The 16,656-nt window shown below is 53.6% G+C and carries 13 protein-coding genes; 11 read left to right on the forward strand and 2 right to left on the reverse strand.

The window, feature by feature from the left end:
- Positions 1-792, forward strand: coding sequence for an endonuclease VIII (nei, locus tag ACQG0T_RS06430; protein ID WP_032102599.1), 792 nt, complete (start codon positions 1-3; stop codon positions 790-792).
- Positions 793-794: 2 nt separating this feature from the next.
- On the opposite strand, the gene ACQG0T_RS06435 is transcribed toward nei, so the two are convergent.
- Positions 795-1,643, reverse strand: a complete 849-nt coding sequence (locus ACQG0T_RS06435; RefSeq protein WP_023296132.1) for an AraC family transcriptional regulator — start codon at positions 1,641-1,643, stop codon at positions 795-797.
- Between the two features lie 197 nt (positions 1,644-1,840).
- Between ACQG0T_RS06435 and ACQG0T_RS06440 the strand changes: the two genes are divergently transcribed.
- The 4 genes from ACQG0T_RS06440 to ACQG0T_RS06455 all read left to right on the forward strand — a co-directional run bounded on the left by ACQG0T_RS06440 (position 1,841) and on the right by ACQG0T_RS06455 (position 6,994).
- On the forward strand, positions 1,841-3,622 hold the full coding sequence (locus ACQG0T_RS06440; protein ID WP_164722124.1) for a DUF2264 domain-containing protein: 1,782 nt from the start codon (positions 1,841-1,843) through the stop codon (positions 3,620-3,622).
- 69 nt (positions 3,623-3,691) lie between these two features.
- Positions 3,692-4,921 (forward strand): oligosaccharide MFS transporter, encoded by a 1,230-nt coding sequence (locus tag ACQG0T_RS06445; protein ID WP_271040811.1) that lies wholly within the window; start codon positions 3,692-3,694, stop codon positions 4,919-4,921.
- A 21-nt stretch (positions 4,922-4,942) separates the two neighbouring features.
- Positions 4,943-6,133, forward strand: a complete 1,191-nt coding sequence (locus tag ACQG0T_RS06450) for a glycoside hydrolase family 88 protein (protein WP_032102685.1) — start codon at positions 4,943-4,945, stop codon at positions 6,131-6,133.
- Between the two features lie 81 nt (positions 6,134-6,214).
- Positions 6,215-6,994: an oligogalacturonate-specific porin KdgM family protein gene (locus tag ACQG0T_RS06455; protein ID WP_032647731.1), complete on the forward strand. Its 780-nt coding sequence runs from the start codon at positions 6,215-6,217 to the stop codon at positions 6,992-6,994.
- A 41-nt stretch (positions 6,995-7,035) separates the two neighbouring features.
- On the opposite strand, the gene ACQG0T_RS06460 is transcribed toward ACQG0T_RS06455, so the two are convergent.
- The gene (locus ACQG0T_RS06460) at positions 7,036-8,319 is read right to left on the reverse strand and encodes a citrate synthase (RefSeq protein ID WP_006809584.1); all 1,284 of its coding nucleotides are present in this window, start codon (positions 8,317-8,319) and stop codon (positions 7,036-7,038) included.
- A 639-nt stretch (positions 8,320-8,958) separates the two neighbouring features.
- Here ACQG0T_RS06460 and sdhC point away from each other — a divergent pair.
- The 6 genes from sdhC to odhB all read left to right on the forward strand — a co-directional run bounded on the left by sdhC (position 8,959) and on the right by odhB (position 16,614).
- The gene (sdhC, locus tag ACQG0T_RS06465; protein ID WP_026080740.1) at positions 8,959-9,363 is read left to right on the forward strand and encodes a succinate dehydrogenase cytochrome b556 subunit; all 405 of its coding nucleotides are present in this window, start codon (positions 8,959-8,961) and stop codon (positions 9,361-9,363) included.
- Entirely contained in the window at positions 9,357-9,704 is a 348-nt protein-coding gene (gene sdhD, locus ACQG0T_RS06470) for a succinate dehydrogenase membrane anchor subunit (protein ID WP_003858621.1), read from the forward strand. Before sdhC ends, sdhD begins: the two co-directional genes overlap by 7 nt.
- Positions 9,704-11,470 carry a succinate dehydrogenase flavoprotein subunit gene (gene sdhA / locus ACQG0T_RS06475; protein WP_003858619.1) on the forward strand — a complete coding sequence of 589 codons (1,767 nt, stop codon included), beginning with the start codon at positions 9,704-9,706 and terminating at the stop codon, positions 11,468-11,470. The genes sdhD and sdhA overlap by 1 nt, the downstream gene beginning before the upstream one ends.
- Before the next feature lie 15 nt (positions 11,471-11,485).
- Positions 11,486-12,202, forward strand: a complete 717-nt coding sequence (gene sdhB / locus ACQG0T_RS06480; RefSeq protein ID WP_017384969.1) for a succinate dehydrogenase iron-sulfur subunit SdhB — start codon at positions 11,486-11,488, stop codon at positions 12,200-12,202.
- Between the two features lie 363 nt (positions 12,203-12,565).
- Positions 12,566-15,373: a 2-oxoglutarate dehydrogenase E1 component gene (gene sucA / locus ACQG0T_RS06485; RefSeq protein WP_003858615.1), complete on the forward strand. Its 2,808-nt coding sequence runs from the start codon at positions 12,566-12,568 to the stop codon at positions 15,371-15,373.
- A 14-nt stretch (positions 15,374-15,387) separates the two neighbouring features.
- Positions 15,388-16,614 (forward strand): 2-oxoglutarate dehydrogenase complex dihydrolipoyllysine-residue succinyltransferase, encoded by a 1,227-nt coding sequence (odhB, locus tag ACQG0T_RS06490; RefSeq protein WP_003858613.1) that lies wholly within the window; start codon positions 15,388-15,390, stop codon positions 16,612-16,614.
- Positions 16,615-16,656: the final 42 nt, after the last annotated feature.

Consider the following 16,656-nt stretch of genomic DNA (forward strand, 5'->3'; position numbering starts at 1 on the left):
ATGCCAGAAGGTCCGGAGATCCGCCGCGCGGCGGATAGCCTGGAGGCGGCAATAAAGGGCAAACCTCTGACACACGTCTGGTTTGCCTTTCCTCAACTCAAGCCGTTTGAATCGCAGCTGGTGGGGCAGACGGTGACCCACATTGAAACGCGCGGCAAGGCGTTACTCACCCACTTTTCCCATAACCTGACGTTATACAGCCATAATCAGCTTTACGGTGTCTGGCGGGTGGTGGAGGCGGACGAGCAGCCGCAAACGACCCGCGTGCTGCGCGTGCGGCTACAAACGGCGGATAAGGCGATCCTGCTTTACAGCGCCTCTGATATCGAAATGTTAACGCCGGAGCAGCTGCTGACGCATCCGTTCTTACAGCGGGTCGGGCCGGACGTGCTCGACATGCGTCTGACGGCAAGCGATGTGAAAGCCCGGTTGTTATCCCCCACATTCCGCAACCGGCAGTTTTCCGGGCTATTGCTCGATCAGGCATTTCTGGCGGGGCTGGGAAACTACCTGCGGGTGGAGATCCTCTGGGAAGTGGGGCTGGCGCCGCGTCACAAAGCGTCGCAGCTGAGCGATGAACAGCTGGAGGCGCTGTCGCACGCGTTACTGGATATTCCACGGCTGTCGTACAACACGCGCGGCGTGGTGGATGAGAACAAGCATCACGGGGCGCTGTTCCGCTTCAAGGTGTTTCATCGGGCAGGTAAAAAGTGTGAGCGGTGCGGCGGGGTGATTGAGAAGGCGACGATCTCTTCCAGGCCGTTTTACTGGTGTCCGAACTGTCAGAGATGACGTCATGGTGTAGCGTAGGTTTTGCGATACTGTAGGGGCGTTTTCCCCATATTTTTACGAAAGCAGGTAATAAACCAGGCGTATTCGGAGAAGCCAACCTGTGCGGCAATCTCCCGTACCGTAGCATTGCTGTGCAGTAATAATTCGCACGCCTGGCGGATGCGCCTCATCGTCAAATATTCCTGAATCGTCCCGCCGGTTTCATCGTGGAACCGGCGGGATGCATGTCCTCGGGAACAACCCATGGCTCTGGCGATCTCTTCCAGCGTACAGCGCTGATGAAAGCGGGTTTCGAGCCAGCGGATAATATTCGCCGAAAAGGTATTCTGCCCGGTGGCCTGCTCCTGCCAGGGTAACAGGCTGATCAACTGCATCACCAGAAATGCGCTGTCACTGATGCTGAATGTTTCACTTTTCATCAGGGCTTCAAAGCGATCCAGTACGTTCTCAATGACGGGTTGTACATCGTGCACATCAAAGACCCGGGCTTTTTCTCCGCGACCACACAACTGGCGAAGCAGTTTTTGCTGACGGGGGAAATCACGCAGATAGTGGTCAATCACTGAGCCGTTAAAGTGCAGCGTCGTGCGGTGGTAGATATTGCGTGCGTCCTGCTCGACGTAAACTTTGTGAAGTTTCCCCGGTGGGAAAATAAAGATCCGCCCGGGTTTAACGGTATATTGCTGATGCTCCATCAACGCGATCCCAACCCCCTGGGACACCGATAAAATTTCCACACATTGATGCCAATGATAGTAATTCGCTGGCATATCTTTCATGCGGTTAAAGTAGATCGACCTGTCTGTGAGATTGATATGTTCCAGATAACTGTTGTCTTCGGAACGCTGCATGGTAGCCCCTGGCTGCCTCGGAGAGGATGTGAACAAACTTAAACTTTTATCATCTTAACCAAATTTTACCGCCAAAATTCCAGCCAATATTGCTCTCAATAAACTGCGCTGTTTGAAAATACGACAATTATCACATTTGTCTGCGTCTCTGACTCCTTATGATGCCCCGAAATCATCAAATGAAACGAGGTTTCATTATGCAGGTAAGGAACGATTATTGCCAACTCGCAGAGGGTTGGATTGCCGCTGCTGTGCCCCATCTGACCCGGGAAAATACCCGTTTGCACATTGGGGAAACGGCAGCTCACTATACAGACGATATCGCGGGTATTGAGGGCTTTGCACGCCTGATGTGGGCGCTTGCGCCGCTGTTGAGCGGCGGCGAAGCGGAAGGGTATAGGGAAATATTTTTACAGGGCATCCGTAGTGGTTGCGACCCTCAGCATCCAGACTACTGGGGCGATCTGTCTGACAACGACCAACGCTGTGTCGAAATGGCGGCGTTTGGCCTGGCGCTGGCGCTACCTGACACCGGGATCTGGCAGGCGCTTTCGGCTACTGAACAGGACAATCTGGAACGCTGGCTGCGCCAGAGTGCCGAAATAACCATCCCCGATAATAACTGGCATTTTTTCCCGGTCCTGGTTCAGGTTGGACTGAAACGGGTAGGGCGCCATTACGATATGATGGTGATTGATAAGCATCTGAACGCGGTTGAACCCTTCTGGCTGGGTAACGGATGGTATTCCGACGGCGCCGGAAAGCCACGCGATTACTACATTTCCAGCGGTTTTCATTTTTACAGCCTGTTGTATAGCCACTTTATGCAGGATGTCGATCCGTCGCGTTGTCTCTGTTATCGCCAGCGGGCGCATCAGTTCGCGGGCGACTACCTCCACTATTTCACCTGCGACGGCAATGCCATCCCCTTTGGCCGTAGCTTGACCTACCGCTTTGTGCAGGCCGCATTCTGGAGCGCAGTGGCCTATACCGGGCTGGATGTTTTCTCGCCAGGGGTCGTCAAAGGCCTGATCCTTCGCCATCTTGACTGGTGGATGGCGCAGCCCTTTATGGATAATGACGGCTTATTTACCCTGGGTTATACCTATCCGAACCTGGTGATGACGGAAGATTACAATAGCCCGTGCTCACCCTGGTGGGCATGCAAAACATTATTGATTCTTGCATTACCGGATGATAGCCCGTTCTGGCAGGCTGAGGCCGCACCGCTGCCAGCGCGGGAAAATATTCATCAGATAAAAGAGGCCGGGCAAATCATCGTACATGCCGACGAAAACCGGCACGCATGGATGCTGATGTCGGGTCAGTACGATCGTAATAACTTCGTCAATTTCGAGGCGAAATACAGCAAGTTTGCCTATTCCAGCCATTTTGGATTCACGCTTACGCGGGGAAATGACGCCCTGAATCATGCGGCATGCGATTCGATGCTGATATTCAGTGAGCAGGACAACTACTGGCGCGGACGTCGCGAGTGCACCTCTGTCGACATGACTGACGCCTGGCTCCGCAGCACCTGGCAACCCTGGCCGGATGTATTTGTCACGACCTGGCTTATCCCGCATCAACAGGGGCACATCCGACTCCACCGGGTTGAAACCCAGCGCGCGCTCGACAGCGTCGAGGGTGGATTCGCCATCAATCGTCATTTACTCGCGGAAACAAGTAAAGCTTCTCATGAGGTAGCCCTGAACACCTTGTCCGGGTGTAGCCAGATTGTGGATCTGCTCTGCGAGCGTCACGCGCTGACCGTCACGACGGCTCCCAACAGCCACATTCTCCATGCTGCACCGGGCGAGATCCCCTGCCTGGGCGCCGTGCTTGAACCCGGTACGCACTGGCTGGCGTGTGCCGTAACGGCCACGATGGCCTCTGTCCTGCCGCCACCGATGACGCTGGCCTTCGATCGCCTGAGCCAGGTTCTCACGCTGAACACGAAAACCCTACACATACAATAGCTGGCGCACCTGGCGTGCGTGCGGAGAAAGATAACCATGAACCCTGTTCAATGAACACGTTCGGCTTATATCAAACTAAGCCTCTTCGTTTTTCTGTTTACCTTTACCTGGGCTGCAAGTTTTGGGCTTTATGCCATCTGGCTGGGGGATAAAGCCGGACTTGATGGCATAGAAATTGGCACCGTGTTCGCCGTTAACGGCGTTTTTGCTGTCATTTTTAAGCCTATTTATGGCTATATCATGGACAAAATGGGCATGAAAAAACATCTGCTTTACTTTGTCTGCGCCGTTTCAGCATTGATGGCTCCCTTTTTTATCTGGTGCTATCTGCCGCTGCTGGAGACTCATTTTGTCAGCGGCATGATCGTCGGCGCCTTGTTTTTCAGTCTTGGATGGTACGCAGGCGTTGCGGCCGAAGAGTCTTATGTCGATCGTTTCAGCCGTTTATACGATATGGAGTTTGGCCGTATCCGCATGTGGGCCGCACTGGGATGGGCGTCGGCCTCCTCATTTTCCGGTTACCTCTATAACATCTCGCCAAAAATTAACTTTGTTATCAGTAGCGCTTCCGCACTGTGCATGCTTGCGGTGCTGCTGACGCTCAAAGTCGATCATTTCGGTCAGGAAGAGAATAACGTTCTGTCGAAAGAAAAAATTGTGATTGGCGATGTATATAACCTGCTACGTAACAAAAAATTCTGGACCTTTGCGCTCTACATCGCCGGCGTGGCATGGATGATGTTTATCGCTGAACAACAGTTTTCACGCTACTTCGTCACCTTCTTCAGCACAAAAGAAGAGGGGAATGCCATGTTTGGTTATATGAGTACAACGCAATCTGCGACGGAGTTTTTCGGCATGATGTTAGTGCCTGCCCTCATAAATCGCATTGGAGCAAAACAGGGGTTATTGCTCACCGGACTGGTGATCAGCCTGCGATTAATTGTTTCCGGGCTGACAAACGATCCGGTCATTATCTGCCTTATCAAACCCCTGTACGGGATCGAAATCGCCCTGATTCTGGTCTCGGTCTTTAAGTACATTGCCGAACATTTTGATAAGCGTGTCAACGCCACGATGTATCTGCTGGGGTATCAGGCGATGATCTATGTGGGATCAATCGTTGTTGCGCCTCCGGCCGGCTATGCCTACCAGACAATTGGGTTTGAACACACCTATCTGGTTATGGGGCTGATAGCACTGGTGTTTACGGGGATTTCTGCTTTTACCCTCTCCGCGTGTTACCAGCATAAAAAGGTCCCGGACCTTCCGTCACCGGGTCAGGAAGCCCTTCACTGAAGCAACGAGAACGAGAGAATGATGTCTGAGAATATACGTAAGGAACCGATTGTCCCTGTTATGCTTCGCCATGGTGAGCGCGCGGCGATTGCAACGAAAATCCGTGATGCCATGCCGCTTATCGCCAGCGCGGTTGAACGGAACATGACCTGGTTCGGACAGCGCTTTCCCGATGCGGCCTGCCGTAACGGTCAGTATCCGGTGATTGATAATCAGGAATGGACGACCGGTTTCTGGACCGGGCAGCTGTGGCTCGCCTGGGAGTGGACCGGGGAAGCGAGCTATCGCACATTAGCCGAACAGCACGTCCGCTCATTTGGCGAGCGGATTGCCAAACGAGATTGTACTAACCACCACGATCTGGGGTTCTTATACAGTCTTTCCTGTATCGCAGGCAGCAAACTAACGGGCGATAGAGAGGCAAAATACATCGCCCTACAGGCTGCTGAATTGTTAATGGAGCGCTACCATCACCGCTGCGGCATTATTCAGGCGTGGGGAGAGCTGGATAACCCTGAGCAGCAGGGAAGAATGATCATCGACTGCAATATGAATTTGCCGCTGTTATATCAGGCCAGCCTTGCCACCGGGGAGCCACGCTATGCTGAAGCGGCGAAAAGGCATATTGAACAGGCCCGACGCTATATCGTTCGTGAAGATGGTTCTACATTCCATACGTACTATATGGATGTCAGAACCGGTGAGCCACGGTTTGGCAATACCCATCAGGGGTTCTCTGATGATTCCTGCTGGTCGCGCGGGCAGGCCTGGGGCGTGTATGGTTTTCTGCTTAATTATCTCTACACCGGTGATAAAAAGCTGCTGGCGCTGAGCCAGACCCTGGCAAACTACTTTATCAACCGGCTGCCGGACGATCTTATTTGCTATTGGGATTTGGCGTTAACCGACCCGAATAGTGAGCGAGACAGTTCTGCCAGCGCCATTCTCGCTTGTGCACTGCTGGAGCTGGTGAAACAGCTACCGGTGACCCATCCTGATCGTGAAAGCTATGAGGCGCTAGGGTTAAAAATCATTGAAAGCATGATCGATCGCTATTTCAATCTGACGCATCAGCAGGGGGAAGGACTTCTCAACCATTCTGTTTATCATTTTAAAGGTAACGTTGGCGTAAATGAATGCTGTGCCTGGGGAGATTATTTCCTGATGGAAGCCATCGCGCGGGCAACGTCGTCATGGAATAGTTACTGGTAATATCTCGCTCTCCCTGTTCTCTAAATTATGTCTTTAATCAGGCAGGGGAGCGCTTATCTCTGTAATGGCAAGGATAATATAATGAAAAGAAAAAGCGTAATTATATTCGCTGCAATAACGTTTTCTTCACTGGGTGTGTGTGCAGAAAATAATAATACTATTACTGCTGCGCAGGTAAAAGCGACACCGTATACTACGGTGTTCTTTGCCCCGCGTACGCAATACCGCACCGCCAGTGAAAGTTTTTTACAACGGTTGATGTTAACAGGCGTTGTTCAGGATCCTGACAGCATCCTGAAAAGCATGTACTGGAGTTTTGAAACCGATGCCGATTTAGGTAAGCACATGGATCAGTGGAAAAGCAGTTACCAGGAAGCGGAGTTCAATAAGCCCTTCTCGCTAGGTGCCAGCCAGTTCTGGCTGGAACCAGGAACCGTTTTTCATTGGGAATCGGCAGGGTCACGCATCGATCCCTACATTGGCATTGGTTACCATTTTGATCCAACGTTGGGGGCGGTACTGCGCTATCGCTACAATCATCAGAATCATGACAGTGAAACACGTCAGGGTGAGTGGGATGATTCGTCGGAGCATCGCGTGGATATTTATCTGACAAAATATTTTACTCCAGACTTTTGGGTGCAATATAACCCAACGTATTACAGTAAAACGCACTCTGATAAATTCGTGTATGCCAATGGTAAAAACCACACCTTACAGCACAACGTTGTTTTTAATTTCCATACTACGCCACGGTTTTATCCCTTCTTTGAACTTGGCTATCTTGATGAATATAAAGATGGCGATGATACAAAAAGTGAATATCAGCTGCGAGTGGGGTTCAAATACAATTTAAACTAAAAAAAACGCGCCCTTGGGCGCGTTTTTGCAGATGTAACGAATTAACGTTTAATATCTGATTTGAAATCACGCTGCTCGTAGCCGGTATACAGCTGACGAGGACGCGCGATTTTCATGCCTTCGCTGTGCATTTCGTTCCAGTGCGCAATCCAGCCCACGGTACGCGCCATGGCGAAGATTACGGTGAACATGGAAGACGGAATGCCCATCGCTTTCAGAATAATGCCAGAGTAGAAATCGACGTTCGGGTAGAGTTTCTTCTCGATGAAGTACGGGTCGTTCAGCGCGATGTGTTCCAGCTCCATCGCCACTTCCAGCAAATCATCTTTGGTGCCCAGCTCTTTCAGCACTTCGTGGCAGGTCTCACGCATGACGGTCGCGCGCGGGTCGTAGTTTTTGTAAACACGGTGACCGAAGCCCATCAGACGGAAGGAGTCATTCTTGTCTTTCGCGCGGCGCACGAACTCAGGAATGTGCTCAACGGAGCTGATTTCTTCCAGCATCTTCAGTGCCGCTTCGTTCGCGCCGCCGTGCGCCGGTCCCCACAGGGAGGCGATGCCCGCAGCGATACAGGCGAATGGGTTCGCGCCGGAAGAGCCCGCGGTACGGACGGTAGAGGTCGAGGCGTTCTGTTCGTGGTCAGCGTGCAGGATCAGAATACGGTCCATCGCGCGTTCCAGCACCGGGTTCACTTCGTACTCTTCGCACGGCGTGGAGAACATCATGCGCAGGAAGTTACCCGCGTAGGAGAGGTCGTTGCGTGGGTATACAAACGGCTGACCGATAGAGTATTTGTAACACATCGCCGCCATGGTAGGCATTTTAGACAGCAGACGGAACGCCGCGATATCACGGTGACGTGGGTTATTCACGTCCAGAGAATCGTGGTAGAACGCCGCCAGCGCACCGGTAATACCGCACATGACCGCCATCGGGTGAGAGTCACGACGGAACGCATGGAACAGACGGGTAATCTGCTCATGGATCATGGTGTGACGGGTCACGGTGGTTTTAAATTCATCGTACTGGGCCTGCGTCGGTTTTTCGCCGTTCAGCAGGATGTAGCACACTTCCAGATAGTTGGATTCGGTGGCTAACTGATCGATGGGGAAGCCGCGATGGAGCAGGATACCTTCGTCACCGTCAATGTAGGTGATTTTGGATTCGCAAGATGCGGTGGAGGTGAATCCAGGGTCAAAGGTGAATACCCCTTTGGAACCCAGCGTACGGATATCAATAACATCCTGACCGAGCGTGCCTTTTAGCACATCCAGTTCAATAGCATCATCACCATTTAGGGTGAGTTTTGCCTTTGTATCAGCCATTTACGGTCTCCTTAGCGCCTTATGCTTAAGACTGCGCTTTACCGGATTTGCTTTCAGCTGTTAATCATCGTTACCAGATTGTTATTTGGCTTACCGCTCAGCTCACGAGGAGAAACCAGGGTACAGAGCTATGGCGCCTTGCAGGTAAACGAATGAAATATCAGTGAAACAACAGCAAATCAGCGTTTTTGCAGTCCGAATTATTCAAACCTGTATATCACTAATAACTGTCCTGATAACTTCGGTCAATACCATCACACTGTTACATAACTATTTGTCAGGTGAAAGAGAGACCTCATAACTTTTGCGCATTATATGCCTTTTCTGCTGACGTTTGTAACAATATTGTTTAACATTTGTCAAATCAGATGATTAAAAATTAAAAAGATGTTGTTATCGTGACCCCGATCACTGTTCCAGAGAAAACCCAACAAACTGTATGTAGGTTAATTGTAATGATTTTGTGAACGGCCTATACTGCCGCCAGGTCTCCGGAACACCCTGCAATCCCGAGCCACCCAGCGTTGTAACGTGTCGTTTTAGCATTTGGAAGCAATGTTTTGCATGACGCGCAGTTATAGAAAAGGAACGCTGTCTGACCCGCATCGCAGTCCGGAGGAAGGAAACAATAAGAACAGCATGTGGGCGTTATTCATGATAAGAAATGTGAAAAAACAAAGACCTGTCAATCTGGATCTCAAAACGATCCGATTCCCTGTAACAGCAATAGCGTCCATTCTGCACCGTGTTTCTGGTGTGATTACGTTTGTGGCGGTCGGTATCTTGCTGTGGTTACTGGGAACCAGCCTCTCATCCCCTGAAGGATTCCTCCAGGCCTCAGCCATCATGAACAGCTTCTTCGTGAAATTTATCATGTGGGGCATTCTGACCGCGCTGGCCTATCACGTGGTTGGCGGCGTTCGCCATATGCTGATGGACTTTGGCTACCTGGAAGAGACGTTCGAGGCCGGTAAACGTACCGCTAACATTTCATTTGTGATCACTGTCGTGCTTTCACTTCTCGCAGGAGTTCTCGTATGGTAAGCAACGCCTCCGCATTAGGACGCAACGGCGTACATGACTTCATCCTGGTCCGTGCTACCGCCATCGTTCTCACCCTTTACATCATCTATATGATCGGTTTCTTCGCGACCAGCGGGACGCTGACGTGGGAAATCTGGAGTGGTTTCTTCGGATCGGCCTTCACCAAAGTGTTCACCCTGCTGGCCCTGTTCTCCATCCTTATTCATGCCTGGATTGGCATGTGGCAGGTGTTGACCGATTACGTTAAACCGCTGGCGATTCGCCTTCCGCTGCAACTGATTATTGTTGTTGCTCTGCTGGTTTACGTCATTTATGGATTTGTTGTGGTGTGGGGTGTGTAATGAAACTGCCAGTCAGAGAATTTGATGCTGTTGTGATTGGTGCGGGTGGCGCAGGTATGCGCGCCGCACTGCAAATTTCCCAGAGCGGCCAGACCTGTGCGCTGCTCTCTAAAGTATTCCCGACCCGTTCCCACACTGTGTCTGCGCAGGGCGGTATCACCGTTGCGCTGGGTAATTCCCATGAAGATAACTGGGAATGGCACATGTACGATACGGTAAAAGGTTCCGATTACATCGGTGACCAGGATGCCATCGAATATATGTGTAAAACCGGCCCGGAAGCGATTCTGGAGCTGGACCACATGGGTCTGCCGTTCTCCCGTCTGGAAAATGGCACCATCTATCAGCGTCCGTTTGGCGGCCAGTCGAAAAACTTCGGCGGCGAGCAGGCGGCACGTACCGCAGCGGCAGCTGACCGTACCGGCCACGCGCTGCTGCACACGCTGTATCAGCAGAACCTGAAAAACCACACCACCATCTTCTCCGAGTGGTATGCGCTGGATCTGGTGAAAAACGCCGATGGCGCCGTGGTGGGTTGTACCGCCCTGTGCATCGAAACCGGTGAGGTGGTCTACTTCAAAGCCCGCGCAACCGTGCTGGCGACCGGCGGCGCAGGCCGTATCTATCAGTCCACTACCAATGCCCATATCAACACCGGTGACGGCGTTGGGATGGCGATCCGCGCTGGCGTGCCGGTGCAGGACATGGAGATGTGGCAGTTCCACCCAACCGGTATCGCGGGTGCGGGCGTACTGGTGACAGAAGGCTGCCGTGGTGAAGGTGGTTACCTGCTGAACAAACATGGCGAGCGCTTCATGGAGCGTTATGCGCCAAACGCGAAAGACCTGGCGGGCCGTGATGTGGTGGCGCGTTCCATCATGATCGAAATCCGTGAAGGCCGCGGCTGTGACGGCCCTTGGGGTCCACACGCGAAGCTGAAACTCGACCATCTGGGTAAAGAAGTGCTGGAATCCCGTCTGCCGGGCATTCTGGAGCTGTCCCGCACCTTCGCGCACGTCGACCCGGTGAAAGAGCCAATTCCGGTTATCCCAACCTGTCACTACATGATGGGCGGTATTCCGACCAAAGTGACCGGTCAGGCGCTGACCGTGAACGAGCAGGGCGAAGACGTGGTCATCCCTGGCCTGTTCGCGGTAGGCGAAATTGCCTGCGTATCCGTGCACGGCGCAAACCGTCTGGGCGGCAACTCCCTGCTGGACCTGGTGGTATTTGGTCGTGCGGTGGGGCTGCATCTCCAGGAATCTATTGCCGAGCAGGGCGCGCTGCGTGATGCGACCGACGACGAAATAGATGCCTCTCTTGAGCGCCTCAATCGCTGGAACGGTAATCGTAACGGCGAAGATCCGGTGGAGATCCGTAAGGCGTTGCAGGAGTGTATGCAGCACAACTTCTCGGTATTCCGTGAAGGTGACGCGATGGCCAAAGGGCTTGAGCAGCTGAAAGCGATCCGCGAGCGTCTGAAGAATGCCCGTCTGGATGATACCTCCAGCGAGTTCAACACCCAGCGCGTTGAGTGCCTGGAGCTGGATAACCTGATGGAAACCGCGTTCGCCACTGCGATGTCGGCAAACTTCCGTACCGAAAGCCGTGGCGCCCATAGCCGCTTCGACTTCCCGGATCGTGATGACGAAAACTGGCTGTGCCATTCCCTGTATCTGCCAGAGTCGGAAACCATGACGCGTCGTAGCGTTAACATGGAACCGAAACTGCGTCCGGCGTTCCCGCCGAAGATTCGTACTTACTAATGCGGAGACAGGATAATGAAACTCGAATTCTCAGTTTATCGTTATAACCCGGATGTAGACGATGCTCCGCGTATGCAGGATTACACCCTCGAAGCGGAAGAAGGTCGTGACATGATGCTGCTGGATGCCTTAATCCAGCTGAAAGAGAAAGATCCTACGCTGTCGTTCCGCCGCTCTTGCCGTGAAGGGGTGTGTGGCTCTGACGGTGTAAACATGAACGGCAAAAACGGTCTGGCCTGTATCACGCCAATTTCAGCGCTACAGCGTCCTGGCCAGAAAATTGTGATCCGTCCTCTGCCTGGCCTGCCGGTCGTGCGTGATTTGGTGGTGGATATGGGGCAATTCTATGCACAATATGAGAAGATTAAGCCTTACTTATTGAATAATGGGCAAAATCCACCCGCTCGCGAGCACTTACAGTCTCCTGAGCAGCGTGAAAAACTCGATGGGTTGTACGAGTGTATTCTCTGTGCATGCTGTTCAACGTCATGCCCGTCATTCTGGTGGAACCCGGATAAATTTATCGGCCCTGCGGGTCTGCTGGCTGCCTATCGCTTCCTGATCGACAGCCGCGATACCGAAACCGAGAATCGTCTGGAAGGGCTAAGTGACGCTTTCAGCGTATTCCGCTGCCATAGCATCATGAACTGCGTCAGTGTGTGTCCTAAGGGGCTGAACCCGACGCGCGCCATCGGCCATATTAAGTCGATGTTGTTGCAGCGCAGTGCGTAAGTAACAACGCCGGATGGCGCTGCGCTTATCCGGCCTACGTAACAGTAGGCCCGGTAAGCGTAGCGCCACCGGGCAAATTGCAGAAACCTTTAAAAACTGCCAGATAAGTAAATAATCGAGACGTTCAGCGCGAGACAAGGCGCGGTTGAACGAATCCCCTGGAGCATAGTTGACTATGTGACTGGGGTGAGTGAAAGCCGCAACGCAGTCGCAGCCGGAACGACGAAGATTATTTAGACAGTTTCTAAAGGTTCCTTCGCGGGCCAAATGAAAAGAGCTCGCAGGTGAACCCCGGCACGTACACGTGGTGTGCGTGGTAGTTTCTACGGCGAAAGTAAGCATAAAAATGCTTAAGGGATCACGATGCAGAACGGCGCAATGAAAGCCTGGCTGGACTCTTCTTACCTCTCTGGTTCAAACCAGAGCTGGATAGAACAGCTCTATGAAGACTTCTTAACCGATCCTGACTCAGTGGACGCAAACTGGCGTTCCATGTTCCAGCAGTTGCCTGGTACAGGGGTCAAACCGGATCAATTCCATTCAAAAACACGTGATTATTTCCGTCGTCTGGCGAAGGATGCCTCACGTTACTCTTCTGCGATTTCCGACCCTGACACCAATGCGAAGCAGGTTAAAGTCCTGCAACTTATCAACGCTTATCGCTTCCGTGGTCACCAGCATGCGAATCTCGATCCGCTGGGACTGTGGCAGCAGGAACGTGTAGCGGATCTCGATCCGGCTTATCACGATCTGACCGAGGCCGATTTCCAGGAAAGCTTTAACGTAGGTTCCTTTGCCATCGGCAAAGACACGATGAAGCTGGGCGATCTGATTGACGCGCTCAAGCAAACCTACTGCGGCTCCATCGGCGCGGAATATATGCACATTACCTCCACCGAAGAGAAACGCTGGATCCAGCAGCGTATCGAATCCGTGGCAGGCCACGCGAATTTCTCAGCAGAAGAGAAAAAACGTTTCCTCAGCGAACTGACCGCCGCGGAAGGCCTTGAGCGCTATCTGGGCGCGAAATTCCCTGGCGCAAAACGCTTCTCACTGGAGGGCGGCGATGCGTTAGTCCCGATGCTGAAAGAGCTGATTCGTCATGCCGGTAAGAGCGGCACGCGCGAAGTGGTGCTGGGCATGGCGCACCGTGGTCGCCTGAACGTGCTGGTTAACGTGCTGGGTAAAAAGCCGCAGGATCTGTTCGACGAATTTGCGGGTAAACATAAAGAGCACCTCGGCACCGGTGACGTGAAGTACCACATGGGCTTCTCGTCCGATATCGAAACCGAGGGCGGTCAGGTTCACCTGGCGCTGGCGTTTAACCCGTCACACCTGGAAATCGTCAGCCCGGTGGTTATCGGTTCCGTGCGTGCGCGTCTGGATCGTCTGGACGAGCCGAGCAGCAATAAAGTGCTGCCAATCACCATTCACGGTGATGCGGCGGTCACAGGGCAGGGCGTGGTTCAGGAAACCCTGAACATGTCGAAAGCGCGTGGTTATGAAGTGGGCGGTACCGTTCGCATCGTAATCAACAACCAGGTGGGCTTCACCACCTCTAACCCGCTGGATGCGCGTTCCACCCCGTACTGCACCGACATCGGTAAAATGGTTCAGGCGCCCATCTTCCATGTTAACGCGGATGACCCGGAAGCCGTTGCTTTCGTGACCCGTCTGGCGCTGGACTTCCGTAACACCTTCAAGCGCGATGTGTTCATTGACCTCTTCTGCTACCGCCGTCACGGCCACAACGAAGCGGATGAGCCAAGTGCAACCCAGCCGCTGATGTACCAGAAAATCAAAAAACACCCGACGCCGCGTAAAATCTACGCTGACAAGCTGGAAAGCGAAAAAGTGGCGACGCTGGAAGATGCGACCGAAATGGTCAACCTCTACCGCGACGCGCTGGACGCGGGTGAATGCGTGGTCAAAGAGCTGCGCCCAATGAACATGCACTCCTTTACCTGGTCGCCGTATCTCAACCACGAGTGGGACGAGAGCTACCCGAACAAGGTTGAGATGAAGCGTTTGCAGGAGCTGGCTAAACGCATCAGCACCGTGCCGGAAGCGATCGAGATGCAGTCCCGCGTGGCCAAAATCTATGGCGACCGTCAGGCAATGGCGGCGGGTGAGAAGCTGTTCGACTGGGGCGGCGCGGAAACGCTGGCTTATGCGACGCTGGTTGACGAAGGTATTCCGGTTCGTCTGTCCGGTGAAGATGCGGGTCGTGGCACCTTCTTCCACCGTCACGCGGTGGTGCACAACCAGTCTAACGGTTCAACGTACACTCCGCTTCAGCACGTGCATAACGGTCAGGGCCAGTTCAAGGTCTGGGACTCCGTGCTGTCAGAAGAAGCGGTTCTGGCCTTCGAATACGGCTACGCCACCGCAGAACCCCGCACCCTGACCATCTGGGAAGCGCAGTTCGGTGACTTCGCCAACGGTGCGCAGGTCGTCATCGACCAGTTCATCTCCTCCGGTGAGCAGAAGTGGGGCCGTATGTGCGGTCTGGTGATGCTGCTGCCGCACGGCTATGAAGGACAAGGTCCGGAGCACTCCTCCGCGCGTCTGGAGCGTTATCTGCAACTCTGCGCCGAGCAGAACATGCAGGTTTGCGTGCCGTCCACCCCGGCTCAGGTTTACCACATGCTGCGTCGTCAGGCGCTGCGCGGTATGCGCCGTCCGCTGGTAGTCATGTCGCCAAAATCCCTGCTGCGCCATCCGCTGGCGGTCTCCAGCCTGGAAGAGCTGGCAAACGGCACCTTCCTGCCGGCCATCGGTGAAATTGACGAGCTGGATCCGCAGGCCGTTAAGCGTGTCGTAATGTGTTCTGGTAAGGTTTATTACGACCTGCTGGAACAGCGCCGTAAGAACGATCAGAAAGATGTCGCCATCGTGCGTATCGAACAGCTTTATCCGTTCCCGCATCAGGCGATGCAGGAAGTGCTGAAACAGTACGCTCACGTTCATGATTTTGTCTGGTGCCAGGAAGAGCCGCTCAACCAGGGCGCATGGTATTGCAGCCAGCATCATTTCCGTGAAGTGATTCCATTTGGGTCTGCTCTGCGTTATGCAGGTCGCCCGGCCTCCGCCTCTCCGGCGGTAGGGTATATGTCCGTTCACCAGAAGCAGCAACAAGATCTGGTCAATGACGCGCTGAACGTCGATTAATTAAAGGATACATAATGAGTAGCGTAGATATTCTTGTTCCCGACCTGCCTGAGTCCGTAGCAGATGCAACCGTCGCCACCTGGCACAAAAAACCAGGCGACGCGGTAACCCGTGACGAAGTGCTGGTAGAAATCGAAACTGACAAAGTGGTACTGGAAGTACCGGCTTCAGCGGATGGCATTCTGGATGCAGTCCTGGAAGATGAAGGTACAACCGTCACTTCTCGCCAGATCCTGGGTCGCCTGCGTGAAGGCAACAGCGCGGGCAAAGAGTCCAGCGCCAAATCTGAAGAGAAAGCGTCTACCCCGGCCCAGCGCCAGCAGGCGTCTCTGTCCGATCAGACCAACGACGCGCTCAGCCCGGCGATCCGTCGCCTGCTGGCTGAGCACAGCCTCGATCCGGCAGCCATCAAAGGCACCGGCGTGGGTGGACGTCTGACGCGTGAAGACATCGACAAGCATCTGGCAAAAGCGCCTTCTGAGGCGAAAGCGGAAGCGAAAGCCCCTGCGGCAGCACCAGCGGCACAGCCCGCTCTGGGCGCACGTAGCGAAAAACGCGTGCCGATGACCCGCCTGCGTAAGCGCGTGGCCGAGCGTCTGCTGGAAGCGAAAAACTCCACCGCGATGCTGACCACCTTTAACGAAGTCAACATGAAGCCAATCATGGATCTGCGCAAGCAGTACGGTGACGCGTTTGAAAAACGTCACGGTATCCGTCTGGGCTTCATGTCCTTCTACGTGAAAGCGGTAGTTGAAGCGCTGAAACGCTACCCGGAAGTGAACGCGTCTATCGATGGCGATGACGTGGTTTACCACAACTACTTCGACGTCAGCATGGCGGTTTCTACCCCACGCGGCCTGGTTACCCCAGTTCTGCGTGACGTAGACACCCTGGGTATGGCTGACATTGAGAAGAAAATCAAAGAGCTGGCCGTGAAAGGCCGCGACGGCAAGCTGACCGTTGAGGATCTGACCGGCGGTAACTTCACCATTACCAACGGTGGTGTGTTCGGCTCGCTGATGTCTACCCCGATCATCAACCCGCCGCAGAGCGCGATCCTGGGTATGCACGCCATTAAAGATCGTCCAATGGCGGTAGACGGTAAAGTGGAGATCCTGCCGATGATGTACCTGGCGCTCTCTTACGATCACCGCCTGATCGACGGCCGCGAGTCCGTAGGCTTCCTGGTTGCCATTAAAGAGCTGCTGGAAGATCCAACGCGTCTGCTGCTGGACGTCTAGTTTTTGCAGTCTTGCCCGGCGGCGCGTTGCTTGCCGGGCCTA

The sequence above is a fragment of the Enterobacter cloacae complex sp. 302F9 genome (assembly GCF_050030335.1).
GTDB lineage: Bacteria > Pseudomonadota > Gammaproteobacteria > Enterobacterales > Enterobacteriaceae > Enterobacter > Enterobacter hormaechei_C.

What these genes read in the sequence shown, in the direction of transcription:
- ACQG0T_RS06435 (WP_023296132.1), bottom strand. Translation starts at nt 1,643, where the DNA reads ATGCAGCGTTCCGAAGACAACAGTTATCTGGAACATATCAATCTCACA.
- sdhA (WP_003858619.1), top strand. Translation starts at nt 9,704, where the DNA reads ATGAAACTGCCAGTCAGAGAATTTGATGCTGTTGTGATTGGTGCGGGT.
- sdhD (WP_003858621.1), top strand. Translation starts at nt 9,357, where the DNA reads ATGGTAAGCAACGCCTCCGCATTAGGACGCAACGGCGTACATGACTTC.
- sdhC (WP_026080740.1), top strand. Translation starts at nt 8,959, where the DNA reads ATGTGGGCGTTATTCATGATAAGAAATGTGAAAAAACAAAGACCTGTC.
- ACQG0T_RS06440 (WP_164722124.1), top strand. Translation starts at nt 1,841, where the DNA reads ATGCAGGTAAGGAACGATTATTGCCAACTCGCAGAGGGTTGGATTGCC.
- nei (WP_032102599.1), top strand. Translation starts at nt 1, where the DNA reads ATGCCAGAAGGTCCGGAGATCCGCCGCGCGGCGGATAGCCTGGAGGCG.
- ACQG0T_RS06460 (WP_006809584.1), bottom strand. Translation starts at nt 8,319, where the DNA reads ATGGCTGATACAAAGGCAAAACTCACCCTAAATGGTGATGATGCTATT.
- sucA (WP_003858615.1), top strand. Translation starts at nt 12,566, where the DNA reads ATGCAGAACGGCGCAATGAAAGCCTGGCTGGACTCTTCTTACCTCTCT.
- ACQG0T_RS06455 (WP_032647731.1), top strand. Translation starts at nt 6,215, where the DNA reads ATGAAAAGAAAAAGCGTAATTATATTCGCTGCAATAACGTTTTCTTCA.
- sdhB (WP_017384969.1), top strand. Translation starts at nt 11,486, where the DNA reads ATGAAACTCGAATTCTCAGTTTATCGTTATAACCCGGATGTAGACGAT.
- ACQG0T_RS06450 (WP_032102685.1), top strand. Translation starts at nt 4,943, where the DNA reads ATGTCTGAGAATATACGTAAGGAACCGATTGTCCCTGTTATGCTTCGC.
- odhB (WP_003858613.1), top strand. Translation starts at nt 15,388, where the DNA reads ATGAGTAGCGTAGATATTCTTGTTCCCGACCTGCCTGAGTCCGTAGCA.